This window comes from Leifsonia shinshuensis (assembly GCF_013410375.1).
In the GTDB taxonomy this organism is placed as follows: domain Bacteria; phylum Actinomycetota; class Actinomycetes; order Actinomycetales; family Microbacteriaceae; genus Leifsonia; species Leifsonia shinshuensis.
In genome coordinates this window covers 1,086,220-1,109,790 of sequence record NZ_JACCFL010000001.1, presented here as the reverse complement: position 1 = coordinate 1,109,790, position 23,571 = coordinate 1,086,220, and the positions used below count along the sequence as shown (strand labels likewise).

Annotated in this window: 23 protein-coding genes; 14 read left to right on the top strand and 9 right to left on the bottom strand. The window is 73.1% G+C overall.

The features are described from left to right. Positions 1–12: 12 nt before the first annotated feature. Positions 13–870, bottom strand: coding sequence for a transporter substrate-binding domain-containing protein (locus HNR13_RS05415; protein WP_179604814.1), 858 nt, complete (start codon positions 868–870; stop codon positions 13–15). A 208-nt stretch (positions 871–1,078) separates the two neighbouring features. On the opposite strand from HNR13_RS05415, the gene HNR13_RS05410 reads away from it, so the two are divergent. Beyond that, on the top strand, positions 1,079–1,999 hold the full coding sequence (locus HNR13_RS05410) for an Lrp/AsnC family transcriptional regulator (RefSeq protein WP_179604813.1): 921 nt from the start codon (positions 1,079–1,081) through the stop codon (positions 1,997–1,999). Further along, entirely contained in the window at positions 1,999–2,619 is a 621-nt protein-coding gene (locus HNR13_RS05405; protein ID WP_179604812.1) for a trimeric intracellular cation channel family protein, read from the top strand. Before HNR13_RS05410 ends, HNR13_RS05405 begins: the two co-directional genes overlap by 1 nt. Before the next feature lie 28 nt (positions 2,620–2,647). On the opposite strand, the gene HNR13_RS05400 is transcribed toward HNR13_RS05405, so the two are convergent. From HNR13_RS05400 to uriH, 3 genes are read right to left on the bottom strand one after another with little or no spacing between them, the layout of a single operon-like run. Continuing rightward, complete coding sequence (locus tag HNR13_RS05400; RefSeq protein ID WP_179604811.1) at positions 2,648–3,577, bottom strand: ribokinase; 930 nt, start codon at positions 3,575–3,577, stop codon at positions 2,648–2,650. Beyond that, a complete protein-coding gene (gene uriT, locus HNR13_RS05395) occupies positions 3,574–5,010 on the bottom strand; it encodes a uridine transporter UriT (protein ID WP_179604810.1) in 1,437 nt (478 codons plus the stop codon). Before uriT ends, HNR13_RS05400 begins: the two co-directional genes overlap by 4 nt. Then, the gene (uriH, locus tag HNR13_RS05390; protein ID WP_179604809.1) at positions 5,007–5,987 is read right to left on the bottom strand and encodes a uridine-preferring nucleoside hydrolase UriH; all 981 of its coding nucleotides are present in this window, start codon (positions 5,985–5,987) and stop codon (positions 5,007–5,009) included. The genes uriT and uriH overlap by 4 nt, the downstream gene beginning before the upstream one ends. A 100-nt stretch (positions 5,988–6,087) precedes the next feature. Between uriH and HNR13_RS05385 the strand changes: the two genes are divergently transcribed. Beyond that, positions 6,088–7,110 (top strand): LacI family DNA-binding transcriptional regulator, encoded by a 1,023-nt coding sequence (locus HNR13_RS05385; RefSeq protein ID WP_246312719.1) that lies wholly within the window; start codon positions 6,088–6,090, stop codon positions 7,108–7,110. A 50-nt stretch (positions 7,111–7,160) separates the two neighbouring features. Here HNR13_RS05385 and HNR13_RS05380 read toward each other — a convergent pair whose 3' ends face one another. Together HNR13_RS05380 and HNR13_RS05375 are read right to left on the bottom strand one after the other, a co-directional pair. Further along, positions 7,161–8,024 (bottom strand): DUF1206 domain-containing protein, encoded by an 864-nt coding sequence (locus HNR13_RS05380; protein WP_179604808.1) that lies wholly within the window; start codon positions 8,022–8,024, stop codon positions 7,161–7,163. Continuing rightward, positions 8,003–8,359 (bottom strand): hypothetical protein, encoded by a 357-nt coding sequence (locus HNR13_RS05375; protein WP_179604807.1) that lies wholly within the window; start codon positions 8,357–8,359, stop codon positions 8,003–8,005. The genes HNR13_RS05380 and HNR13_RS05375 overlap by 22 nt, the downstream gene beginning before the upstream one ends. A 237-nt stretch (positions 8,360–8,596) precedes the next feature. Here HNR13_RS05375 and HNR13_RS05370 point away from each other — a divergent pair, with 237 nt between their 5' ends. The 6 genes from HNR13_RS05370 (at position 8,597) to HNR13_RS05345 (ending at position 13,739) form a co-directional block, all read left to right on the top strand. Then, positions 8,597–8,950, top strand: a complete 354-nt coding sequence (locus HNR13_RS05370) for a DUF7882 family protein (RefSeq protein WP_179604806.1) — start codon at positions 8,597–8,599, stop codon at positions 8,948–8,950. 42 nt (positions 8,951–8,992) lie between these two features. After that, complete coding sequence (locus HNR13_RS05365; RefSeq protein ID WP_179604805.1) at positions 8,993–9,547, top strand: MarR family winged helix-turn-helix transcriptional regulator; 555 nt, start codon at positions 8,993–8,995, stop codon at positions 9,545–9,547. A 10-nt stretch (positions 9,548–9,557) separates the two neighbouring features. Next, positions 9,558–10,034, top strand: a complete 477-nt coding sequence (locus HNR13_RS05360) for a MarR family winged helix-turn-helix transcriptional regulator (protein ID WP_179604804.1) — start codon at positions 9,558–9,560, stop codon at positions 10,032–10,034. 282 nt (positions 10,035–10,316) lie between these two features. Continuing rightward, entirely contained in the window at positions 10,317–10,868 is a 552-nt protein-coding gene (locus HNR13_RS05355) for an RNA polymerase sigma factor (RefSeq protein ID WP_179604803.1), read from the top strand. 68 nt (positions 10,869–10,936) lie between these two features. Then, entirely contained in the window at positions 10,937–11,977 is a 1,041-nt protein-coding gene (locus HNR13_RS05350; protein ID WP_179604802.1) for an AraC family transcriptional regulator, read from the top strand. 142 nt (positions 11,978–12,119) lie between these two features. Beyond that, complete coding sequence (locus HNR13_RS05345; protein WP_179604801.1) at positions 12,120–13,739, top strand: glucoamylase family protein; 1,620 nt, start codon at positions 12,120–12,122, stop codon at positions 13,737–13,739. Between the two features lie 72 nt (positions 13,740–13,811). Here HNR13_RS05345 and HNR13_RS05340 read toward each other — a convergent pair whose 3' ends face one another. Beyond that, positions 13,812–14,618, bottom strand: a complete 807-nt coding sequence (locus HNR13_RS05340; protein WP_179604800.1) for a COG4705 family protein — start codon at positions 14,616–14,618, stop codon at positions 13,812–13,814. A 227-nt stretch (positions 14,619–14,845) separates the two neighbouring features. On the opposite strand from HNR13_RS05340, the gene HNR13_RS05335 reads away from it, so the two are divergent. Beyond that, a complete protein-coding gene (locus tag HNR13_RS05335; protein WP_179604799.1) occupies positions 14,846–15,949 on the top strand; it encodes a hypothetical protein in 1,104 nt (367 codons plus the stop codon). Here HNR13_RS05335 and HNR13_RS05330 read toward each other — a convergent pair whose 3' ends face one another. Next, a complete protein-coding gene (locus HNR13_RS05330) occupies positions 15,950–16,180 on the bottom strand; it encodes a hypothetical protein (RefSeq protein WP_179604798.1) in 231 nt (76 codons plus the stop codon). 126 nt (positions 16,181–16,306) lie between these two features. Then, positions 16,307–19,120, bottom strand: a complete 2,814-nt coding sequence (locus HNR13_RS05325; protein ID WP_179604797.1) for a helix-turn-helix transcriptional regulator — start codon at positions 19,118–19,120, stop codon at positions 16,307–16,309. 143 nt (positions 19,121–19,263) lie between these two features. Between HNR13_RS05325 and HNR13_RS05320 the strand changes: the two genes are divergently transcribed. From HNR13_RS05320 to HNR13_RS05305, 4 genes are all read left to right on the top strand, one after another. After that, positions 19,264–20,160, top strand: a complete 897-nt coding sequence (locus tag HNR13_RS05320; protein ID WP_179604796.1) for an alpha/beta fold hydrolase — start codon at positions 19,264–19,266, stop codon at positions 20,158–20,160. A 159-nt stretch (positions 20,161–20,319) separates the two neighbouring features. Further along, positions 20,320–21,540: an epoxide hydrolase family protein gene (locus HNR13_RS05315; protein ID WP_179604795.1), complete on the top strand. Its 1,221-nt coding sequence runs from the start codon at positions 20,320–20,322 to the stop codon at positions 21,538–21,540. Next, the gene (locus HNR13_RS05310; protein WP_179604794.1) at positions 21,537–22,490 is read left to right on the top strand and encodes an alpha/beta fold hydrolase; all 954 of its coding nucleotides are present in this window, start codon (positions 21,537–21,539) and stop codon (positions 22,488–22,490) included. Before HNR13_RS05315 ends, HNR13_RS05310 begins: the two co-directional genes overlap by 4 nt. Further along, entirely contained in the window at positions 22,483–23,553 is a 1,071-nt protein-coding gene (locus HNR13_RS05305; RefSeq protein ID WP_179604793.1) for a redoxin domain-containing protein, read from the top strand. The genes HNR13_RS05310 and HNR13_RS05305 overlap by 8 nt, the downstream gene beginning before the upstream one ends. Positions 23,554–23,571 lie beyond the last annotated feature (18 nt).

Sequence of the window (23,571 nt, the reverse complement as noted above, 5' to 3'; positions counted from 1 at the left end):
TTCGCCAGGTGCCTACTTGACCTCGGTGATGGCCGGGTCGAGGCCGTACTGCTTGGCGATGCCGGCGAGCGTGCCGTCCGCGCGCAGGGCCGCGAGGCCGCTCGCGATCGACGGCGACAGCGCGTCGCCCTTGCGGCTGAAGACGCCGAAGGTGGTGTCGAGTTCCAGCACGTTGGGCGCGATCTTCAGCTGGCCCTTGTTCTGGGTGACCATGTAGGCCGCGGCGACGTTGGTCTCCGCGAGCGCGTCGGCCTTGCCGTTGACGACGGCGAGCACGGTCTCCGCGGTCTTGGGGTACTCCACGAGGTTGATCGCCTTCTTGCCGTCGCTCGTGCAGGTGTCCGAGAGCGCCTTGATGGTGAGCGCATTGGACGAGGCTGCCTGCGCCGCGACGGTCAGGCCGCACAGGTCGGTCTTGCTGGTGATCTTTCCCGCGCGGGCCGGGGTGGTGATGATGGTCGGTCCGGCCTTCATCACAGCGCTCGCGTCGGCGACCTGGAGGCGGGCGTCCGTCATGTAGAGGCCGCCGAAGATCACGTCGCAGGCGCTCGACTGGAGCTGCGGCATGAGACCGTCGAACGAGGTGACGACGAGGTCGGCCTGCACGCCCCAGTGCTTGGCGAGGGCGCGGATGCCGTCGGCGTCGAAGCCGACGATGTCGCCGTCCGTGCCGTTCTTGTAGTACTCGAGCGGGGCGTACTCCGGGTCGATGCACGCCGTGAGCTTGCCGGGGTGGATCAGGCCGGCGGGGCCGGCGGAGGAACTTTTCGTGCCGCCGGAAGCGGTTCCGGCGTCGCTGCCGGACGCGCATCCGGCGAGGGTGACCGCCAGCGCGGCGGCGAGGCAGATCGATGCTGCGGCTTTCTTCATTTGCACACTCCTTTGGGCAAAAACCGGGCGCCACCGGCGTCGGCGACTTCAGTGTGCAGGGAGTCTGACGGCCCCGTCAAATCATGTTTTCGTTCTGGATTGCGTTCAATAGATAAATTGATCGCTCCGGTTCGCATTTGTTCGCGTATATTGACAGAGACAAGCCAGTCCATAGCATTTAGTGAGACCTCCAGCGTCGAAGGATTTTATGGATTCGATCACCGAAGAAGCCCTGGCGCTGCTGCGCACCGACGGGCGGCTCTCGTTCGCCGAGCTCGCCAGAGAGCTCGGGGTGCCGCGGCCCGCGATCGCCGCGCGCATCTCGCCGCTGCTGGAGTCCGGAGAGCTGCGGATCGTCGCCGCCGTGCATCCCCGGTTCTTCGGCCTGAACGTCATGGCCCACATCGCCATGCGGATCAGCGGCGACGTCGACCGTGTCGTCGAGGAGATCACCGCGAGCGTCGCCACCGTCTTCATCTCGGAGACCGTCGGCCCCGAGCAGCTCGTGGTCGAGGTGCACGTCCGCACGCTCGGCGAGCTCCAGGCGATCCTGAAGACGATCCGCGGCCTGCCGGGGGTGCTGGACGCGCGCCACCTCATCTACGACCACGTGCTCAACAGCTTCTTCCTCGGCGCCGAGCCGGAGGGACCGGGGATCGAGCTGGACGACGCCGACGGGGCGATCATCCAGATCCTGCAGCACGACGGCCGCGCGCCCTACCGGGAGCTCGCCCGGCACGCCGGCCTCTCGATCACCGCGGTCCGGTCCCGGCTGCACCACCTCGTCGACTCCGGGATCATGCGGATCGGCGCGCTCGGCCAGCGCACCGACTCCATCGGCGGTCTGGTCTTCGGCGTCGGCGTGAACCTCGACGGCGCGGACGACGAGCTGATCGAGCTCATCTCCCGCCGCCGCGGCCTCGAGTTCATGGCGCGCACGGTCGGCCGGTTCGACCTGGTGGCGACGATCGCCTTCTCGTCGCTGCAGGACTTCAACGCCTTCCTCGACCAGGTGCGGCGGAGCCCCGGGACGCGCGCGGTGACCAGCTGGCTGCACGCGCGGATCCGGCTGGAGCGCTACCAGTTCATGCAGCGCGACGAGGACGCGCGGGAGGATATGGTCGGCTGATGCTGGCGCCTCTCGTCCTCGACCTCCTCGGCACGTTCTTCTTCGCGATCTCGGGCAGCCTGCTGGCCGCCCGGCGCGGCTTCGACATCATCGGCTCGCTGCTGCTCGGCTCGCTGACCGGCCTCGGCGGAGGCGTGATCCGCGACGTGATCCTCGGCGTGACGCCGAACGCGTTCGCGAACCCGGTCTACCTGGCGCCGCCCGTCGTGGCCGCCGTCCTGGTCTTCTTCCTGTCGGGCACGGTCGCCCGTCTCCCGCGGACGCTGCTGGTGTTCGACGGCGGCGGCCTCGCGCTGTTCTGCATCACGGGGACGGTCATCGCGCTGGAGCACGGCGCGAACCCGATCGCGGCCGGCGTCCTCGGCGTGACGACGGCCGTGGGAGGCGGCCTCCTCCGCGACGTCGTCGCCAACCGCGACCCGCAGCTCTTCGACCCGCACGACCTCTACGCCGTCCCCGCGATGCTCGGCGCGGCCCTCATCGTGGTCGTCTGGTCGCTGCACGGCTACAACCCGTGGACCGAGGCGGCGGTGGCGGCGCTGGTGTTCGCCTTCCGGATGCTGTCCCTGCGCTTCCGCTGGCACGTGCCGCTGGCGGCGGTGTCGCGGCATCCGGCGTGACGGGGTCAGGCGGTGGCGGCCGCCCCGCTCAGACCCCCCGCTCCGCCAGGAACCCCGCCAGCTCCCCCGCCGTCGGGTACGACGCCTGCGCGCCCGCGTGCGCGGCCGCGTAGCCGCCGACGCCGACCGCGAAGCGCGCCGCCTCGATCAGCGACGCGCCGTCCGCGAGGCGCAGCAGCAGCGCGCCCATGAAGGCGTCGCCGGCGCCGGTCGTGTCGACGGCGTCGACCCGGATCGCGGCCACGTGCGCCGGGTCGGCCGCGCCGTCGACGATCAGGCAGCCGTCCGCCCCGCGCGTCACCACGGCGCGTGCGATCCCGAGCGCGGCGAAGCCGTCGCGCACCGACGCGCCGTCGGACGCGACCGCGCCGGACGGGAGGCCGAGGAGCGCCTCCGCCTCCCCCTCGTTCACGAGCAGCACGTCGGCGACGGGCACGAGCTCGCGGGCTCCCGGCCCGAACGGGGACGGGTTCAGCACGACGGTCGCTCCGGCCGCGCGGGCGCGCTCGGCCGCGGCGCGCACGGTGGCGTCCGGCACTTCGAGGCAGAGGCCGATCACCGCGGCGCCGTCGAAGACCCGCTCGGGGAGGTCGGCCGGCGTCAGCGTGCCGTTGGCCCCCGGCGAGACCACGATCGTGTTCTCGCCGTGCGCGTCCACGGTGATCAGCGCGGTCCCGGTCGGGACGTCCTCGCGCACGCTCACGGCGGAGACGTCCACACCGGCGGCCGCCACGGCCGAGCGCAGCAGGTCGCCGTTGCCGTCCGCGCCGACCGCTCCGACCATGGCGACGTCGCCCCCGAGCCGGCCGGCGGCGACCGCCTGGTTGGCGCCCTTTCCGCCCGCGCCGATCCGCAGGTCGCCGCCCGCGACGGTCTCGCCGGCGCGGGGGAAGGCCTCGGTCCGGACGACCAGGTCGGCGTTCAGCGAGCCGACGACGACGATCCGGCCGCGGGTCATCTGGTCGCCTCGGGGGCGGCCACCTCGGCCGAGACGGGACGCGGGATCAGGAACGACACAGCGAACGCCGCGGCCGTGATGACGGCGCCGAGGACCATCCCGGCGGAGTAGCCGGTCGTCGAGTGCCCGGTCGCCCCGGTGGCGATCTGGATCGCCGGCAGCAGCGCGAAGCTCAGCCCGGCGCCCAGGTTGAAGGCACCCGCGTTCAGGCCGGGCAGGAAGCCGGGGTTCGCGGCCGGGGAGAGCACGATGCCGAGGCCGTTCAGCATGATGTTCGCTATGCCGGCGTAGGTGATGCCGAGCAGCACGGTCGCGGCGATCAGCACCGGGAGCGAGTGCACGCCCACGAACGCCATGATGAGCGTCCCGATCACGCTGCCGCCGAGGCCGATCCGGAGGATGCGGCGGTAGCCGAGGGTGGGGGCGAGCCGGCCGGCGAGTGGGCCGACGACCCAGCCGACCAGCGCGTACGGGGTGAGGAAGGCGAGCGACGCGACGTCGGGCGCCATTCCGAACCCTGCGTCCGGGTTCTGCGCGATGGAGGTGACCAGGCCGTTCACCACGGCGAAGACGCCGGTCATCGTCAGCAGCGTGGTGAGCAGGAGCGCCCAGGTGGAGCGCGGTTTGAGGTACGGGGTGGGGATGAGCGGCTCGCTCCGCCGGTTCTCGATCGCCCAGAACGCGGCGAACGCGAGCACGGCCACCAGCAGCGACCCGATCACGAGCGGCCAGTTCGCGGCGGACAGCTTGCCCGCCTCGTTCAGCCCGGTCAGCAGTGCGCCGAGCGAGACGGCGAGCGGGACCACGCCCCACCAGTCCATCCGGACGCCGGCCGACGGGCGCGACTCGACGCCCCAGGCGGCGAGCATCACCACGGCGACCACGGTGACGGCGGCGATCGCCCAGAACACCGAGCGGAAGCCGAAGGCCGTGGCGAGCCAGCCGCCCGCGATCGCGTCCACACCGGCGATGCCGCCGTTGACGGCCGTCAGGAGGCCCATCGCCGCGCCGTCGCGGCGCGGGTCGGAGATCTCGGAGCGCAGCATCAGCAGGCAGATCGGGACGACCGGTCCGGCGACGCCCTGCACGATGCGGCCGACGAAGAGCATCTCCACGTTGAGGGCGAGCGCGGCGACGACGCTTCCGGCGAACATGACGGCGAGCATCCCGAGCAGGACCCGCTTGCGGCCGAAGATGTCGCTGAGCCGCGGCAGGAACAGCGAGAACACCGCGGCCACCGTGAAGAACAGGGTCTGCGACAGGCCGATCGTGGCGTCGTCGCTGTGCAGCTCGCGCGCCATCGTCACCAGGACGGGGCTGAGCATGCTCGCGTTGAGCTGGAACGCGACGCAGGCCGCGAGGAGGGCCGCGGTCAGCGCGGCGATCCGGACCGGACGGCCGGTCGGGGCGGAGGTGAGGACGGGGGCGGTCACGCGACGGCTCCGTTCGCGGCGGTCGCGGCGGTCGCGGCCTCCGGGTCCCCGATCCGCTCGAGCGCGTCCACCACGAGACCCCAGAAGCGGTCGCGGTCGAGCTCGAGGGCGGCCCAGGTGGTGCAGTCGTCCGGAGCGGGGCCACGGCGGTCGGCCACGGTCATGCCGGTGGTCAGCCTGCCCTGCGTCTCGATCGCGATCGGCATCCGCTCGGCGCGGACGACCGTCGGGTCGATCACGTAAGCGACCGCGCACGGGTCGTGGACGGGCGGGCTGTCGAAGCCCTGCGCCTCCGAGTAGGTGTGCCCGAAGAAGTCGAGCAGCTCGCCGACGAAGCGCGCGGGCGCGGTGCCGACGCCCGCGATGCGCTCCCGGACCTCCGGGGTCGCCAGGGCCTGGTGGGTGAGGTCGAGCCCGACCATGACGACCTTCCAGCCGGCGCTGAACACGATGTCGGCGGCCTCGGGGTCGATGACGATGTTGAACTCGGCCACCGGGCTCCAGTTGCCGACGTGGACGCCGCCGCCCATCAGGACGACCTGCTTGACCCGCTCGACGATCCGCGGCTCGTGGCGCACGGCGAGGGCGATGTTGGTCAGCGCACCGGTCGGGACCAGCGTGACGGTGCCCGGCTCGTGGGCCATCACGGTCTCCACGATGAGGTCGACCGCGTGCCGGCCGTCGAGCTCGATCAGCGGCTCCGGGAGGACGGGCCCGTCGAGGCCGGACTCGCCGTGGATGGAGGGCGCGACCTCGATCGGGCGCACCAGCGGGCGGTCGGCGCCCGCCGCGAACGGGACGCCGGCGATGCCGGCGACGCGCGCGACGGACAGCGCGTTGCGGGTGACCTTGTCGAGGGTCTGGTTGCCCGCCACGGTGGTCACGGCGAGCAGCTCGATCTCCGGGTTTCCGTGGGCGAGCATGAGTGCGATCGCGTCGTCGTGACCGGGATCGCAGTCGAGGATGATCTTCTCCATCGGGTGGAGCCTCCGCTTCTTCGAGGAACGTAAAACGCTTGACACGATAGACGTAAAGCGTTTGACGCGCAACCGGAGGGGTCCCCGATATCATGGGCGGATGTCGACGCCGCCCCCTCCCCCGCCGCGCAAGCGGGTCACCGCGGCGATGGTCGCGGAGCGGGCGGGGACGAGCATCGCCGCCGTCTCGCTGGTGGTCAACGGCAAGCACCGCGGCCGGATCTCCGACGAGAACGCGGAGCGCGTTCGCGCCGCCGTGCGCGAGCTCGGCTACGTGGTCGACAGCACCGCGAGCGCGCTGGCCCGCGGCACGAGCGACGTGGTGGTGCTCCTGGCGCCCGACCTCCCCAACCCGTTCTTCGGCCGCGTCATCAACGCCGTGCAGGAGACCCTCGGCGAGCGCTTCCAGCTCCTGCTGTTCGCCTCGCCGACCGGCGCCCAGCCGACCGTCGCGGATGTCCGGAGGCTCGCGGCGCTCCGGCCCGCCGGGCTGCTCGTCTCCGCACCGACCGTCGAGTTCCTGGACGACGCGCCCGCCGGCGTCCCCCTCGTACTGCTGGACGCTCCCGGCCTGGAGGACCGCGCTCCCGCGGTCAACTACGACCTGGCCTCCGGCGTCCGGGCGTTGATCGCGCACCTGGCCGAGCGCGGCCACCGCGTGATCGGCTACCTCGACGGCTCGACGCCCGCCGCGACCTACGAGCTGCGCCGCACCCTGCTGCAGGCGGAGGCCGAGCGCCGCGGGATGACGCTCCTGACCACGCCGCGGGTGCGGAGCCGCCCGGACATCGCCGAGGCGATGGCCGCGGCCGAGGCCTCGCTGCCGGCCTGGCGGGCCGCGGGAGCCACCGCGGTGATCGCGGCCTCCGACACGCTGGCCCACGGCGTGCTCGCGGCGTGCGCCCGCGCCGGGCTGCGGGTGCCGGAGGACATCGCGGTCGCCGGCTTCGACGACCTCCCCGCCTCCGCCGTCACGGCCCCGGCGCTGACCAGCGTCGCCCTGCCGGGCGACCTCCTCGGCTCGGTGGCGGCCCGCCTGCTGGTCTCGCTCATCGACGGCGGCGAGGCGCCGGAGCCCGCCGAGCTGCCCGCCGCGCTCGTCGTCCGCGCGTCCACCGGCTGAGCAGCCCGCCGGACCGGACGCGGTGCCGACTCAGAACCGCGCCGGCCGGCTCAGAATCGCGCGAGCCAGGCCCGCGCGACGTTGTAGATCCCCGAGGCGATGAGCCCCAGCCCGAGCACGACGACGATCTCACCGCCGAGCGGGAGCTGCTGCAGCGCGGCCAGGCCGCCCGCGAGGCCGGTCGCCGTGGCGGCCTGCGCGCGGATCGCCGCGAGGATGAAGGCGACCCCGGCCAGGGCGACCACCACTCCCTTGGCGACGTAGCCGACCACCCCGAGCACGACGATCCCGTGCCCCGCGGCGCCCGAAGGCACGTCGATGTCGCTCCGGAACCGGCGCCGGACGCCCTTCACCAGGAAGTACCCGCCGACGGCGCAGGTCACCAGCCCGAGCGCGCCGAGCAGCAGCTGGCCTCCCGGCGTGGCGAGGAGGCCCGCGCTGGCCTGGCGAGTCGTTGCGCTCGCGTGGCTGGGATGCCCCTGCGCGAAGGCCAGAGCGGTGAGACCGAGCACGGCGTAGGCCACGGCCTTGCTCAGGTGCTGCCCGCGGCGGAGCCAACGGTCGCCGGCCGATCCCGCCCTGACCAGCACCGCCTCGGTCAGCAGCCACAGGGCGAGGGCGAACAGGCCGATCGCGGAGACCCACAGCACGATGAAGCCGCCGGGGATCTTGGCCACCTCGTCCAGGGCGCCGGTCTGGTCGGCCTCGCCGACGTGCGCGGCCCCGAGCTGGACGGCCAGGCCGCCGAGCAGGAGCTGGACCAGCCCGCTCGCCGCGAACCCGACTCGTGCGGGGATCTCCAGTAGCTTGCTGTCGCCCGCCGTGCGGGCAGCCTTCCTGACCTGGGCCTTGCCGTCGCTCACCCGGGCCTTGCCTTCCGCCGCGGCGTCGCTCAGGCCGTGCGCCGTAGCCACCCGAAGAGTCCCGCCACTGCGAGCCCCGCCGCCAGGAGACCCGGCGACTTCGCCGGCCGGAACCAGTTCGCGTACACCGCGATCCTCGCCTCGGCGAGCTCCGGGTAGACACCGAGCGTCCGGCCGTCCGCGGCCGACGCGACGAAGCCCTCGCCGGTCTCCTCGATCATGCCGAGGTAGGCTGACGGAGTCTCGGCGACCCAGAGCCCGGCGACCGGCTGGCGCCAGGCGAGGTGCTCGCTGGGAGCGGAGTCCGCGACCGCGAGGCGACCCCGGCGGACCCGGGTCTCCGCGCGGTGCGGAAGGGGGCGAACTGCCTTTACCGCGATGGTCATGACAATCCTTTCGGGTCGAACCGTGTCTTCCGGGCCGGACCTGGCCAGGACGATCGATGAAGTAACTAGAGCTTCTAGCTAATCGGTCGCCGAGGCAAGTTTCGGGAGGGGGGTTGATTCCGCGCCGCCGACCTGCTAAGTGATTGCGGCATTCGAGCATCTAGGAACTCACGTAGCTAGATTCACTAGCTTTCCACTAGGCTCATCCCGCACGCAGACGACTGGAGGGACGACGCAATGGGAACGCTGATCTACGACGGCGAGAGGATCGACTTCGAGGACCGGGCGCTGGCGCACCTCCAGGCCGCGATCACGACGAAGCTGCGGCGGCGCGAGCCGTTCCTGATCAGCTGGAAGGGCGGAGAGCCCGGTGGCCCGGCGCGGCGGTCGCTGTGGATCGACAACGCCATCCCGATCCGCTACGACTTCGACCGTGCCGACGTCGGGAGCATGAACACGGCCTGGCTCAGCAGCATGGTCGAGATGGCCGGCCGCACCAGCGGACTGCTCGTGACGGAGGAGCCCACCGACCTCGGCGAGTACCGCGACCGCCGCGACCGCGGCACCGGCCGGAGTGTCGCAGCCAGCTAGTCTCTAGGCTCTCTAGCTTGTAGATGGTCTATCATCTGTTCCATGACGACGGACAAGACGAGTCCGGCGCCCCACTACTGGTACAGCGCCGAGACGGATCGCGAGCGGGCCATCGAGGTCCTGGAGCACCTCCGCGCGTACGGCGCGGCCGACAGCGCGATGCAGCGCCGCTCCGAGAAGGCCATGCGGATGAACGAGAACGACATCTCGGCCCTCCGCTATCTGCTCCGCGCGAGCGAGCGCGGGCAGACGGTCGGCCCGCGCGAGCTCGCCGACTACCTGGGCATCCAGAGCTCCTCCATCACGGTGCTGCTCGACCGGCTCGAGAAGGCCGGGCACATCCAGCGCTCCCCCAGCCCGTTCGACCGCCGGGCGCTCATCATCGTTCCGACCATGCCGACCGACGAGGTCCAGCGGGCGATCCTCGGCGACGTCCGCGAGGAGCTGGTGGAGATCGCGTCCGATCTCTCGCCGGAGGACGCGGAGACCGTCGTGGAGTTCATCGACCGGCTCCGCGACGCGGTCGACCAGCTCGACACGCCCGCCGCCGACACGGCGTCGAAGAAGCAGCAGGCAGGCATCCGGTCCTCGCACTAGGATCGACCCGATGAGCGACACGCCCTGGTACGACGTCGCGCCGCCGCACGCCGTTCGGGTCATCGCGTCGCTGCGCGAGTACCGCACCGCCGAGCAGGCGATGCGCCGCCGCACGCGGGAGTCCATGCGCATGGGCGAGGCCGACCTGAAGGCCCTGCGCTTCCTGCTCAAGGCCGAGGCCGAGGGCCGCCACGCGACGCCCGCGGAACTCGGCGCACACCTGAGCATCACGTCGTCGTCGGTGACCGCGATGCTCGACCGGCTCACCGCGTCCGGGCACGTCTCCCGCCACCCGCACCCGAGCGACCGCCGCAGCCTCACCATCCGCGCCACCCCGGGGGCGGACGAGGAGGTCCGGCACACCCTGACCGCGATGCACCGCCGCATGCTCGACATCGCCGCACGGCTCGACGGTCAGCAATCGGCCGCCGTCTCCGCCTTCCTCGCCCGGCTGACGGCCAGCGCCGAACGGGGCGACCTGGGCTGACGCCGTCCGTAGCGTCGGCCTGTCCGAATCCGGCGCGACGGCCTGTCCGGCAGTGTCCGCCTATCCGGCAGTGTCCGCCTGTCCGGCAGTGTCCGCCTGTCCGGCAGTGTCCGCTGTCCGAAAGGGGCCGGAACGCTGTCCCGGATCGGCTGTCCGGCCCCCGCGCCCCGCTCGTAGGTTTCTTTCCGACACAGCCGTCCCGGACGGCGAGCACGCGGATCTCCCGTCCCGCGGCGGCTCGCCCCACCCACCGGGCACGGCTCCTCCCGGAAGGAACCACCCATGCGCCCGTTCGCAGACACCGCCGTCGACGACGACCTGGTCGCCCGCAGCCGAGCAGGCGACAATGCCGCCTTCGCCGAGCTGTGGCGCCGCCACGCCGCCGCCGGCCGGCGCTACGCCTCGTCCGCCACCTCCGCCTTCGACCCCGACGACCTGGTCTCGGAGGCGTTCACCCGCATCTACCGGACGCTCCGCAACGGGCGCGGCCCGCAACGCGGTTTCCGCGGCTACCTCTACACCACGATCCGCAACGCCGCAGCGTCGTGGGCGGCCTCCCGCCACGAGATCGCGGTCGACGACCCCGAGGGCTACGAGGAGCCGTGGACGGACGACCACCAGGACGGCGTCTGGGAGCGGTCGCGGCTCGCCGGCCTGCTCGGCTCGCTCCCCGAGCGCTGGAGCACGGCGCTCTGGTACAGCGAGGTCGAGCAGCTGACCGCGTCCGAGCTGGCGGGTGTCCTCGGCATCACGCCCAACGCCGCCGCCGCCCTGGCCTACCGGGCGCGCGAGGGGCTCCGCCGCGCGTGGTCGGCGCTGGAGCTCGCAGCCTGAACGAGCACAGGCCGCCCGGCGCCGCCGCACCGGTGCCGATCGCGCGCGCGAAGCGCATACTGCTGCGCATGGAGTCGGTTCAGGGCGAGGTCGCGGAGGCGCACGAGCCTCCGGGCGGCGATCGGGACCTGGCGCTGGCCGACGGGCGGATGTCGGCCTTCGCGACCGCCGACGTGGACGAGGCCCGGTTCGTCGGTTCGCAGATGTTCTACGGCGGCGCGATCAGACCGGACGGGCGCGGGACCGGCTTCGAGGTCCGGATCGTCGGCACGAGGATCGGGCCCCTGTCGCTCGGCCTGGTCGGCTTCGGCACGCAGGTGTCGATCGCGTTCCGCGGCCTCGGCGGCTCCTACGGCGTGACCCTCCCGATGCGGGGGACCATCGGGCATCGCATCGGCTCGCGGGAGTACGCCGCGACGCCGGACGCGGCGGCGGTCATCGGGCTGGCCGACGCGGTCGACGCCGCCGGCTGGGCCGAGGGCGCGCGCTCCCTGCACCTGCGGATGGAGCGGGGCGCCCTGGAGGCGGGGCTGAGCCGCATGCTCGGCGTCGACGGCGTCGGCGAGATCCGCTTCCCCGACCTCCTCGACCTCCGTAGCGGCCGCGGCGCCGACTGGGCGCAGCTGGCGGGCGCGCTCTTCGGCAGGCTGGAACGGGACGACGGCCTGGTCGCCAACGCCCTGTTCGCCGCGCAGCTGTCGGACGCCGTCATGACCGGGCTGCTGCTGGCGACCGACCATCAGTACCGGGAGGCGCTGGACGCGCCGCCGCGCCCCGCGCCGCCCGCGACCATCCGGCGCGCGGCGCAGTTCATCGACGAGAACGCCCACCTGCCGATCACGGTGCCCGATGTCGCCGCCGCCGTCGGCGCGAACACGCGGACCCTCAGCCGCGGCTTCCGCGACCACCTGGACACCAGTCCGGGTGCGTACCTCGCCCGCGCCCGACTCGACGGCGCCCACCGGGAGCTCGCGGCGAGCCGGCCGGAGCGGACGTCCGTCTCCCAGGTCGCGGCGGCGTGGGGGTTCTTCAACCCGGGCCGGTTCGCCAGCCGCTATCGCGCCACGTTCGGCGTGCTGCCGTCGCAGACGCTGCGTTCGGGGTCGTAGTCGCTCGTCGTCCCGATCGGATCCGTCGGGACGGGGTCTTGCGTCCTCGAATGTATGCGCATACGGTGCGCGGGGTGATCGCCCCGCGGACGCACCACCCGCCGGGCGGTGGTCAACGACGACACGAAACGGAGACAGTCCCATGACCAGATCCCATCCGCCGCGGCGCTCACGCCGCACCACCGCGATCGCCCGGGCGGCCGCCGCGGCCGTCCTCGCCGTCGCGTCCCTCGCGACGGCCCAAACCGCGATAGCCGCTCCCGCGCCCGACAGCGCGGGAGCCCACGGCGCGCCCGGCATGCAGGGCATCAGCGCGCAGGCGCCGCTCACCGTCGCCCAGAAGTCCGCCCTCCTCCAGGTCGCGAAGGACACCTGGGCGTTCTTCGAGAAGGACACCGACCCGGTCACCCACCTCCCGCTCGACAACCTCGGTCCGGGCACGACGCGGGGCGCCTACACCTCCGCCGCGAACATCGGCGTCTACCTGGAGGCCGTGGTCTCCGCCGGCGACCTCGGGATCATCCCTCGGCCGCGCGAGCGCGCGCTGATCTCTTCGACGCTGGACACCGTCGCCACGCTGAAGCGCTCGCACGGCTTCCTGTTCCAGTGGTACGACACCGGCAACGGGCACACCATCCTGAACCCCGGCGCCGCCGACTGCTCCACCGAGACGACGCCGAAGCAGGACAACTGCTCGTTCCTCTCGGCGGTCGACAACGGCTGGTACGCGTCCGGCCTGCTGGTCGCGCGCCAGGCGCTGCCCGAGCTGCGGAAGCAGATCGACGCGCTCATCCAGCCGATGGACTTCTCGATCTTCTACGACGACCGGGCGCAGACCGCCTGCAACACCAACCCGGCCATCGCGGGCAACCAGCCGACCGGCCAGATGTACGGCGGCTACTACGCCGACCAGGGCCCGGCCGGCTACCACAACGGCGCGATCTACAGCGACCCGCGCATCGCCATGTACATCGGCATGGGACTGCACCAGATGCCGGGCGACGTCTGGTGGCGCACCTGGCGCACCCTCCCGCCGAAGCAGTGCCCGACGGATCCGGACTTCTCCTGGCAGGGCCAGTGGCCGGTCGCCGGCGACTGGCAGAAGTACACCGACCCGCAGAGCGGAAAGGCCTTCAACGTCTGGGAGGGCCACTACACCTACCCCGGCACGTCGCTGACCTTCCTCCCGACCTGGGGAGGCGGCATGTTCGAGGCGATGCTCGCGAACGAGATCGTGCCGGAGACCACCTGGGGCCAGAACGGCTTCGGGCTGGCCGACGTGAGGACGGCGCAGGTGCAGGAGAAGTACGCGACCGAGACCCTCGGCTTCCCGGTCTGGGGGATGTCGCCGTCGAGCACGCCGGACGACACCGGCGGCTACGGCGTCTACGGCGCAGCAGGCCAGAAGTTCCCGGCCGGCCAGGCGCTCGCGCAGTGCCCGGGCTGCGCGAACGAGAGCACCGTGACGCCGCACGCGTCGTTCACGGCGCTCGGCGTGCTCCCGCAGGACGCGTTCGCGAACATCCAGAAGCTGCGCACGCTCTACCCGGGCAGCTACACGCCGGACGGCGGCTTCTACGACGCCGTCAACCCGGCGACGGGCGCGATCGGCCACCGCCGCCTCGTGCTGGACCAGTCGATGATCATGATGGCCCTCGACAACGCCCTGCGCGACGGCGCGATCCGCCGGCACTTCGCGGACGACCCGGCCTCCTGGGCGGCGAAGACCTACCTGGGGATGGAGACGATGACGCTGAAGTAGCGGGGACGACCGACGCCCGGACGCTGCCCTCGGGGCGGTGTCCGGGCGTCGGCGCATTGCCTGCGCGGGAGGTCAGGCCGCGACGCGCTCGCCCTCGTCCAGCCGGTCCTCGACCGACGGGGTGCGCCCGCGGCCCGTGATCGTCAGGTACACCACCAGCACGACGATCGCCGCAAGGAAGATCAGGCTGGTCACGATGGTGCCGAGCCCGAGGCCGCCGTCCGAGGTCGGCTGGGACAGCAGGTCGCCGAGCGAGGCGCCGAGCGGCCGGGTGAGCACGTACGCGATCCAGAAGGCCACGATCGGGCCGAGCCGGAACACGGAATGCGCCACGGCCACGAGCGCGATCGCCGCGGCGAACACGCCGACCGACACCAGGTAGCCGAGGTCCAGCTGCTCGGCGACGAGGTCGCCCGCCGCCGTTCCGAGCGCGAACGTGAACAGCACGGCGAGCCAGTAGAACGCCTCCCGGCGGCGGGTCACGATGTCGTGGATCGACAGCGTGCGCTCGACGCGGTACCAGACGGCGAACGTGGCGATCAGCGCGACGCCGAACACGACGGTCGACACGATCAGCGGGACGCCGAGCCCATCGGTCAGGTTGTCGGTGATGAGCGTCCCGACGACGCTGATCAGCACGACGGCCAGCCAGTAGAGCGCGGGGATGTAGCGGCGGCTCCGGAACTGCGCGACGAACACCAGCAAGAAGACCGCGGCCATGACGACCGAGGTGACCTGGGTGCCGAGGTGGAGGCTCGAGGCGAGGAGGTCGGCGGCGGTCTCCCCGACGGTGGTGGCGAGGATCTTGATGGCCCAGAACGACGCGGTGGGCTCAGGGACTTTGTTCTCGCGCAGGACGGGATGGCTCGGCTCGGTCATGGGGCTCCTTCGGAGGGTCGGATGGCTGATCGGGTCGGACCTCTCGAACGCTAGGGATGCGACTCCAAGCGCGCGCTAAGAATCGCCCCCGCCTCCGGCGCCGAGTCTCTGAGCTTCTTCAGGCGCGTTTGCCAGCTGTTCACCCGACGGGGGCCCTCGGACGGGGGACGCGCTGTCTAGCGTGGGAGCCGTCTCCCCCGGACGCCGTCACCCCGAAAGGACCCACCATGCCGTTCCCCTCGTTCACGCGCACGCGCGCCTGCCTCCTCCTCGCCGGCGTCGCCGCGTCGACGGCCGCCGTCGGCGTCGCCCTCCCCGCGGCCGCGTCCACGCCCAGCCCGGCCCCGGCGCACACCGCCTTCACGGTCCACTCGTTCCCCGCCATCGGCGCCGAGACCAGCCCGGACGACATCACCCGTCTCGGCGACTCGATCTACGTCACCTTCCAGAACGGCGTCGGGCCGCTGGGCGAGGCCGCGCCGTCCGGCGCCACCGCCTCCACCATCCAGCAGTACAGCCTCTCCGGCGTCCCCGGCCGGTCGTGGTCGGTCACCGGCAAGGTCGACGGGCTCACCGCCGACCCGGAGCACCACCGCCTCCTGCTGACCGCGAACGAGGACGGGAACTCCAGCTTCCTCACCCTCGACCCGCGCGCGGCGGCCGCGGTGCGCTACACCTACCAGGGACTCACCCACGGCGGCGGCACCGACGCGATCTCCGTCTCGCGCGGCTCCATCATCGTGAGCGCGTCGAACCCGACCGTCCCGAACGGGCCGGCCGCCTACCGCGTCGTCCTCGACGGCACGACCGCTCGCCTCACGCCGGTCCTGTTCGACAACAGCGTGGCGACCAGCGCCAACACCGCGACCGCCGGCCAGAAGGTCCAGCTCGCCCTCACCGACCCGGACTCCAACACGGTCGTCCCGCGCTCCAGCAGCCGGTTCGCCGGCTCCTTCCTGCTCGACTCGCAGGGCGACCAGCAGCTGCTGTTCCTCACCCCGGGCGACCGGGACGACGCGGCCGGGCACGGCATCCAGGTGCTGTCGGTCGCGCAGCCGCTCGACGACACCGCGTTCGCGACCGCCGCGCACCGCACGCTCTGGGCCACCGACCCGGCCCACGACGCCGTGCTGGAGATCACCGGGCCGTTCCAGCCGGGTGAGGCCGTCTCGACGATCACGCCCGACAGCGGACCGACCTCCCTCGCCCGCCTGAACCTGAAGGACGGCACCCTCGCGCCGATCCCCGGGCTCACCTCGGTCACGCCGAAGGGGCTGCTGTTCACCGGCGGCGCCGAGCGCGACGAGCGGGGCGGCGACGACCAGCAGTAGTCAGGCGACCCGCGCCCTCCTGGCCGAGCCGAGCGCTCCGGCCAGGAGGAGCGCGACGCCCAGCACGAGCACGACCACGCCCAGCACGACTCCGGTGTCGTCGGGCGTCACGGCGCTGGTGTACTGCGCGTACGTGTGGACGGGCAGCGTTGGCAGCGTGGACGCGGACCGCGCTGCGTCGTCGAGCGACGCCAGCGCGATCAGCACCCAGACGGCTCCCGCGACCGTCACGACCCCGCCCGCGGCGAGCAGCAGGCCGGCGGAGAGCCGTCGACGGGGGACCCGGGCGTCACGTTCATGATGCGAACGTAGCCGACCGCGGGGCGCTCCGGCAGCCGCACAGCGCTCCGAGCCGGATCACAGCACTCCGAGCCCGCGGCCGCGCGGTCCCGCCGCGGTGGCCCGCAGCTCCCGTCGGGTGGTCACCCCGAGCTTGGTGAAGACCTTGCCGAGGTGCCACTCGACGGTGCGCGGGCTGAGGAACAGCTGCGCGCCGATCTCCGGGTTGCTGCGGCCGTCCGCGGCGAGGCGGGCGATGAGCGCCTCCTGCTCGGTCAGGTCGTTGACCGTGTCGACCGAACGGGCGCGCGCGGTCTCGCCGGTCGCCGCGAGCTCCCGGCGGGCCCGCTCGGCGAAGCCCTCCATGCCGACCTCGCGGAAGAACGCGTGTGCGGCGCGGAGCTGCTCGCGCGCGTCCACCCGGCGGCCCTGCCGGCGCAGCCACTCCCCGTAGACCAGCCGGGTGCGTGCCAGGGCCACCCGGATCCTGGTGCGCTCGAGGCGCTCCACCGACTCCCGGTACAGCCCCTCCGCCTCGTCGTCCGCGGCGAGGAGGGCCCGGCAGCGCGCCAGGACGCCGAGCGCCCAGTCGGTGCCGGAGGCCTCCGCGATCTCGGTGAGCCGGGCCAGGGCGTCCGCACCCCGGTCCGGCCGGTCGAGGCGCGCGGCCGCCTCGACCAGCTCGGGGTGGACCCAGGTCGACAGCCCCAGCTCGTACGGATGGGCCTCGGCCCGCTCGGCCACGGCGATCGCCTCCTCGTACCGGCCGAACGCGTTCAGGAAGACCGCGGTGGTCAGCTCGGTCCCGGCGAGCCAGAGCCCCTCGCCGCGGGACGCCACATCCGCGCGGCTCGCGTCGAGCAGCGCCCTGGCCTCCGCCTCCCTGCCGCCCCAAGCCGCCCGCAGGAAGGCGATGTGCGGGCTGAGGCCGCGCCCAGTGACGGCGGCCACGGCGTCCGCCTCCGCGGCGACCGCCAGGGCGGCCGAGAGGTCGCCGAGGAACAGCTCGACGGTGAACCGCTCGGTCAGCGCGATCGGCAGCATCGCCAGCGCGCCGGTGCGCCGGGCGAGGTCGACGTGCCGCGCGGTCAGCTCGCTCCAGCTGACGTCGTCGCCGACGGCGCGCGCCGCGCGGGAGGCCGGCCACAGCCAGCGGAGCGCATCCTCGTCGCCGAGCGGGTCGGCCCGCAGGGCGTCGAGCGCCCGGCGCAGCAGCGGCACGCCGGCGGCGTACCCGTCGCGGACGACCGCGGCGAAGCCGTCGAGCAGGAGGGCGCACGCCGCCCCCTGCGCCTCCGCGTCGCCGAGGCGTGCCGCCGAGATCGCGGCGGCGACGTCGTCCAGCGCCGCCCCGCCGTCGGCGAGCCGGCCGGCGAACAGCGCGGCGGTGAACGCGTCGAGGTAGGTGTCCCTCGCGGTGGCCGGGTCGAGCGGCTCGAAGCGCTTCGCCGCGCTCAGCAGCAGCGCGGGCGCCTCCCTGCCCCGCGTGGAGGCGAAGGCGAGCCGGGCGCCGAGCAGCTGCGCCCGCGCCCGGACGCGGTCGTCCAGCGGGCCTCCGGTCGCCAGCGCGAGCATCGCGCGCGCGGCGTCGGGGGCTCCGGCCTGCAGGCGCGCGTCCGCCGCGTCCAGCGCGCGCCGCGCCCGGCGCTCCGGGTCGGGCGTGAGCTCCATCGAGCGGGTCAGGAACGAGCAGGCCGCGGCCCAGCCACCCCTGGCCCGCGCCCGGGCCGCCGACGCCTCCAGCTCGGCGGCGACCTCCTCGTCCAGCGACGCCGCCGCCCCGGCCCGGTGCCAGGCCCGGTAGTCGGCGTCGGCCTCCCCGACGATCGCCTCCGCCAGCGCCCGATGCGCGGCACGGCGCTCCGCGTCCGTCGCCGCCCGGAAGACCGCGGACCGCATCAGCGGGTGCCGGAAGCGCGCCTGCGCACCGAGCTCCAGCAGCCCCGCCTCCTCGGCGGGGCCGGACGCGTCCGCCGGGATCCCCGCCCGCCCGGCGGCCCGCCACAGCAGCGCCACGTCGCCGGACGGGTCGGCCGCGGCGATCAGCAACAGCCAGCGGGTGTCGGCGGGCAGCCCGTCCAGCCGCCGCGCGAAGCCCCGCTCGATCCGGCCGGGGAGCGCCGCCCTGTCCCGTGGGCCGCTCCCGAACGCCAGCTCCGCGGCGTCCAGGTCCCGCGGCAGCTCCAGGAGGGCCAGCGGGTTGCCGCGCGCCTCCGCGACGATCCTGGCGCGCACCCGGTCGTCGAGCGGACCGGCCGTCACCGAGTCGAGGAGCGCTTCCGCGTCGGCGTCCGCCAGCCCGTGGAGCGGGAGCGTGGGGAGACCGTCGTACACGTCGCGGGCCGGGTCCGACTCCGCCGCTGCCGTGTCATCCGCGTCGCGCACCGCGAGCACCAGCGCGACGCGCTCCGCCGCGAGCCGCCGCGCCACGAAGGCGAGGGTCTGCGCCGACGCCGTGTCCACCCATTGGGCGTCGTCCACGACGCAGAGCACCGGGCCCGTCTCGGCGACCTCCGCCAGCAGCCCCAGCACGGCGAGCCCGACGAGGAAACGATCGGGCGGCTCCCCGCCGCGCGAGCCGAGCGCCGCGCCGAGCGCCTCCCGCTGCGGCTCGGGGAGGCCGGCGGCGCGGTCGAGGAACGGCGCGCAGAGCTGCTGGACGACCGCGTACGCGAGCTCGAACTCCGATTCGACCCCGGTCGCCCGGGCGAGGGTGAAGCCGGCGGCCCGCCGCACCGCGTAGTCCAGCAGCGCCGTCTTGCCCACGCCCGTCTCGCCGCGCAGCACCAGCACGGCGCTCCGGCCGGAGGACGCCTGCGCGAGCAGGTCGTCCAGCCGCACGCATTCGTCGCGCCTGCCGGGCAGCGCGTCGGGCTCGTCGTCGATCCTCATCGCCCACCCGACCCTAGGGACTGTCGCCCGCGGCGGCAAGGGAGGCGCCGGGGCCCGGACCCGGGGGTCACCCGGGCGCGACGGGTTCCCGCGGCGACGAGCATTGCTGCCATCAACCGAGACCTCTGGAAAGGGGACCGATCATGAACACGACACTCACCACCTCCGCCTCCGCCTTCGGCATCGGCGCGGACCTCCGCGACGGCTTCGCCGAGGTCGGCGACGGCGTCACGCTGCACTACGTGGAGGCCGGCGCCGGCCCGCTCGTCCTGCTGCTGCACGGCTTCCCGGAGTTCTGGTACGGCTGGCGCGACCAGATCGCGCCGCTCGTGCAGGCGGGCTACCGGGTGGTCGCTCCCGACCTCCGCGGCTACAACCTGTCGTCCAAGCCGGCCGACTTCACCGACTACACGGCCGACCAGCCCGCCGCCGACATCGCGGCGCTGATCCGCGCGCTCGGAAGCGAGACGGCGACGGTCGTCGGCCACGACTGGGGCGGCTCGATCGCCTGGACGCTGGCGATGAACACCCCGGATGTCGTCGAGCGGCTCGTCATCCTGAACGCCGCCCACCCGCGCAAGCTGAACGAGGGACTGAAGAGCCCGCGGCAGCTCGAGCGCAGCTGGTACTTCTTCTACTTCCAGCTGATGGGCGCCCCGGAGCGTCACGCCGCCAAGGACGACTGGGCGTTCTTCACCCGGTTCTTCCGCGACGCCCAGCCGGCCTACACCGAGGACGAGCTGGACCGCTACCGCGAGGCCTGGTCGCAGGACGGCGCGGCCACCGGGATGATCGACTACTACCGCGCGGCCGTGCGGCTGGGGTCGAAGCAGCAGGTGCTCACCGTCACCGCCCCGACCCTCGTGATCTGGGGCCAGCAGGACCGCTTCCTCGGCCAGGGCCTCGCCGAGCCGCACGCGGAGGACGTGCCGAACCTGGTCGCCGTCGAGCGGCTGGAGGGCGCATCGCACTGGGTCCACCACGACGAGGCGGAGCAGGTCAACCGGCTGCTCATCGACTTCCTCGGCGGAGCCCGCTGAGCCCGCAGCACCCGCCGCGGCTTGGGGGTTTCTCCTCAAATCACCCCCTCGGCCCGGCCGAGGTTGAGGGGAGCCCCCGAAGCAGCGGCACCCACCATACGGAAAGGTCAGAGGCGGCGGCGCCCGTTCAGCGCCGCCGCCTCGGAGAAGGAGGACGACATGTCCATCAGCGAACACCCCGCACGGACCGGCCACGACGACGACCACGCCGCAGTCCGGCCGTTCACCATCGACATCCCGCAGGCCGACATCGACGACATGATGCGGCGCGTCCGGGCGACCCGGCTGCCGGAGCGCGAGACCGTCGACGACACGTCGCAGGGCATGCGCCTGCAGGTGATCCGCGACCTCATGGAGTACTGGCAGGACGGGCACGACTGGCGCGGCGTGGAGGCCCGGCTCAACAGCCTCCCTCAGTTCGTCACCGAGATCGACGGCCTGGACATCCACTTCATCCACGTGAAGTCGCGGCACGAGGGCGCCCTGCCCATGATCGTCACGCACGGCTGGCCGGGATCGGTCATCGAGCAGCTGAAGATCGTCGGCCCGCTCACCGACCCGACCATGTACGGCGCGAGCGCGGAGGACGCGTTCGACCTGGTCATCCCATCGCTGCCCGGCCACGGCTTCTCGGCGAAGCCCGAGCAGCCCGGCTGGGACCCGATCCGCATCGCCCGCGCCTGGGCCGAGCTGATGCGCCGGCTCGGCTACGACCGCTACGTCGCGCAGGGCGGCGACTGGGGCAACGCCGTGACCGAGCAGCTGGCGCTGCTGAAGCCCGAGGGTCTCATCGGCATCCACACCAACATGCCCGCCACCGTTCCGGACAGCATCCAAGCCGCGCTCGACGCGCACGAGGACCCGCCGGCCGACCTCGACGCCGAGGAGCGGAACGCCTGGGACCAGCTCGCGTACTTCTACGCGCACGGTCTCGGCTATGCACAGGAGATGGCAGGCCGCCCTCAGACGCTGTACGCGCTCGCCGACTCCCCCGTCGGCCTCGCCGCGTGGATGCTCGACCACGACGCCCGCAGCTACGACCTGATCGCCCGCGTCTTCGCCGGCGAGACGGAGGGGCTGACCCGCGACGACATCCTGGACAACGTCAGCCTGTACTGGCTGACCAACACGGCGGTGTCCTCCGCGCGGCTCTACTGGGAGAGCAAGCTGGCGTTCTTCGCACCGAAGGGCGTCACCGTGCCGACCGGCGTCAGCGTGTTCCCGGACGAGATCTACGCCGCCCCGCGCACCTGGGCGGCGACGGCCTATCCGAGCCTCATCCATTTCAACCGGCTGGCGAAGGGCGGACACTTCGCGGCCTGGGAGCAGCCGGAGCTGTTCTCCCAGGAGGTCAGGGACACGTTCCGCCCACTGCGATGAACGGGGAACAGCCGGCGCTCGCGCACATCGTCGCGGGCGAACTGGAGGTCGAGTACGCGGACGTCGGTCCGAGCACCGGGCCGGCCGTGCTGCTCCTGCACGGCTGGCCCTACGACCTCCACGCCTTCGACGAGGCCGCGGCGCTGCTCGCGGACGCCGGGTACCGGGTGCTCGTGCCGAACCTGCGGGGCTTCGGCGGGACGCGCTTCCTGCGCGAGGACGCCGCCCGCAACGGCGAGCAGGCGGTCCTCGCCACCGACGCGGTGGCCTTCCTCGACGCGCTCGGCGTCGCGGACGCGATCGTGGCCGGCTTCGACTGGGGAGCGCGCACCGCGAACGTGCTGGCCGCGCTCTGGCCGGAGCGGGTGCGCGGGCAGGTCGCCGTCAGCGGGTACCTGGTCGGGAGCCAGGCCGCCAACGCGCAGCCGCTGCCGCCCGCCGGGGAACTCGCCTGGTGGTACCAGTTCTACTTCGCGACCGAGCGCGGCCGGGCGGGCTACGACCGCTACCGCGACGACTTCGCACGGCTGATCTGGGAGACGGCCTCGCCGCAGTGGCGATTCGACGAGGCGACGTTCCAGCGCACGGCCGGGTCGTTCGCCAACCCCGACCATGTCGAGATCGTCATCCACAACTACCGGTGGCGTCTCGGCCTGGCCGACGGCGATCCGGCGCTGGCCGACCTGGAGGACCGGCTGGCGGCGCGGCCGCCGATCGCGGTCCCGACGATCACGCTCGAGGGGGACGCCAACGGGGCGCCGCACCCCGACGCCGCGTCGTACCGGGATGTCTTCACCGGGCCGTACGAGCACCGCGTCGCGACAGGCGGTGTCGGCCACGACCTCCCGCAGGAGGCGCCGCAGGCATTCGCGGACGCGATCGTCGCGGTCGACCGGATGGCCCGCGACGGCTCGGCGCGAGCGGTGGCGGAGGGGGCGCGCGATGTCTGACCGGGACGACGGCGACGGGCTCGACGCGTCGGACGGGCCGCGCCGGTCCTTCCGCTCGCTCCTGCACCGGCAGCCGGACGACGAGCGCGGCCACCTCCCGGACGAGGGCGCGCTCGGGCCGCTCTCCCGCGCCACGGCGTGGCTGAACTCGCCGCCGCTGACCCCCGCCGGCCTCCGCGGCCGGGTGGTCCTGGTCGACTTCTGGACCTTCACCTGCGTCAACTGGCTGCGGACGGCTCCCTACCTGCGGGCCTGGCACGCGAAGTACGCGGCGGCGGGTCTGACAGTGGTCGGTGTCCACACGCCGGAGTTCGGCTTCGAGCACGACCTCGCGACCGTGACGGAACGGGTGCGCAGACTCGGGATCGAGTACCCGGTCGCGGTGGACAGCGACTACGGCGTGTGGGGCGACTTCGACAACCACTACTGGCCGGCGCTGTACGTCGCCGACGCCGACGGCCGGCTGCGCTACCACCACTTCGGCGAGGGCGAGTACATGATGACCGAGATGGTCCTGCAGCAGCTCCTGCTGGACGCGGGCGCCGACGGCATCGACGGCGACCTGGTGTCGCCCGAGGCGCACGGCCTGGAGGTCGCGGCGGACTGGCGGTCGCTGCGGTCCCCGGAGACCTACCTCGGCTACGGCCAGAGCAGCGGCTTCGCCTCGGAGGACGCCGGCCTCTACGACCTGTCCAGCGTCTACCCGGGCGGCGCCCGGCTCGCGCTGAACGAGTGGGACCTCGCCGGCCGCTGGACCCAGACCAGGGACGCCGCGGTGCTCGACGAGCCGGGCGGACGGATCTCGTTCGCCTTCCACGCGCGCGACGCCAACCTCGTCATGGGCCCTGCGGCCGGGCGCGGAGCGGTCCCGTTCCGGGTGCTGCTCGACGGGAAGGCCCCCGGCGAGGCCCACGGCACCGACGTCGACGCCCTCGGGAACGGCGTGCTCGACCGGCAGGACACCTTCCAGCTCGTCCGTCAGCCGGGGCCGGTCGCGACCCGGCTGCTCGAGGTGGAGTTCCCGGAGGGAGGCGCGGAGGCGTTCTGCTTCACCTTCGGCTGAGCGCGCGGCCGGCTGAGC

Excerpts from the sequence above, each read along its gene's own strand:
- HNR13_RS05415 (WP_179604814.1), bottom strand. The coding sequence starts at position 870 with ATGAAGAAAGCCGCAGCATCGATCTGCCTCGCCGCCGCGCTGGCGGTC.
- HNR13_RS05410 (WP_179604813.1), top strand. The coding sequence starts at position 1,079 with ATGGATTCGATCACCGAAGAAGCCCTGGCGCTGCTGCGCACCGACGGG.
- uriH (WP_179604809.1), bottom strand. The coding sequence starts at position 5,987 with ATGGAGAAGATCATCCTCGACTGCGATCCCGGTCACGACGACGCGATC.
- HNR13_RS05385 (WP_246312719.1), top strand. The coding sequence starts at position 6,088 with ATGTCGACGCCGCCCCCTCCCCCGCCGCGCAAGCGGGTCACCGCGGCG.
- HNR13_RS05365 (WP_179604805.1), top strand. The coding sequence starts at position 8,993 with ATGACGACGGACAAGACGAGTCCGGCGCCCCACTACTGGTACAGCGCC.
- HNR13_RS05370 (WP_179604806.1), top strand. The coding sequence starts at position 8,597 with ATGGGAACGCTGATCTACGACGGCGAGAGGATCGACTTCGAGGACCGG.
- HNR13_RS05350 (WP_179604802.1), top strand. The coding sequence starts at position 10,937 with ATGGAGTCGGTTCAGGGCGAGGTCGCGGAGGCGCACGAGCCTCCGGGC.
- HNR13_RS05310 (WP_179604794.1), top strand. The coding sequence starts at position 21,537 with ATGAACGGGGAACAGCCGGCGCTCGCGCACATCGTCGCGGGCGAACTG.
- HNR13_RS05360 (WP_179604804.1), top strand. The coding sequence starts at position 9,558 with ATGAGCGACACGCCCTGGTACGACGTCGCGCCGCCGCACGCCGTTCGG.
- HNR13_RS05325 (WP_179604797.1), bottom strand. The coding sequence starts at position 19,120 with ATGAGGATCGACGACGAGCCCGACGCGCTGCCCGGCAGGCGCGACGAA.
- HNR13_RS05335 (WP_179604799.1), top strand. The coding sequence starts at position 14,846 with ATGCCGTTCCCCTCGTTCACGCGCACGCGCGCCTGCCTCCTCCTCGCC.
- HNR13_RS05405 (WP_179604812.1), top strand. The coding sequence starts at position 1,999 with ATGCTGGCGCCTCTCGTCCTCGACCTCCTCGGCACGTTCTTCTTCGCG.
- HNR13_RS05400 (WP_179604811.1), bottom strand. The coding sequence starts at position 3,577 with ATGACCCGCGGCCGGATCGTCGTCGTCGGCTCGCTGAACGCCGACCTG.
- HNR13_RS05315 (WP_179604795.1), top strand. The coding sequence starts at position 20,320 with ATGTCCATCAGCGAACACCCCGCACGGACCGGCCACGACGACGACCAC.
- HNR13_RS05375 (WP_179604807.1), bottom strand. The coding sequence starts at position 8,359 with ATGACCATCGCGGTAAAGGCAGTTCGCCCCCTTCCGCACCGCGCGGAG.
- HNR13_RS05355 (WP_179604803.1), top strand. The coding sequence starts at position 10,317 with ATGCGCCCGTTCGCAGACACCGCCGTCGACGACGACCTGGTCGCCCGC.
- HNR13_RS05320 (WP_179604796.1), top strand. The coding sequence starts at position 19,264 with ATGAACACGACACTCACCACCTCCGCCTCCGCCTTCGGCATCGGCGCG.
- HNR13_RS05345 (WP_179604801.1), top strand. The coding sequence starts at position 12,120 with ATGACCAGATCCCATCCGCCGCGGCGCTCACGCCGCACCACCGCGATC.
- HNR13_RS05340 (WP_179604800.1), bottom strand. The coding sequence starts at position 14,618 with ATGACCGAGCCGAGCCATCCCGTCCTGCGCGAGAACAAAGTCCCTGAG.
- HNR13_RS05305 (WP_179604793.1), top strand. The coding sequence starts at position 22,483 with ATGTCTGACCGGGACGACGGCGACGGGCTCGACGCGTCGGACGGGCCG.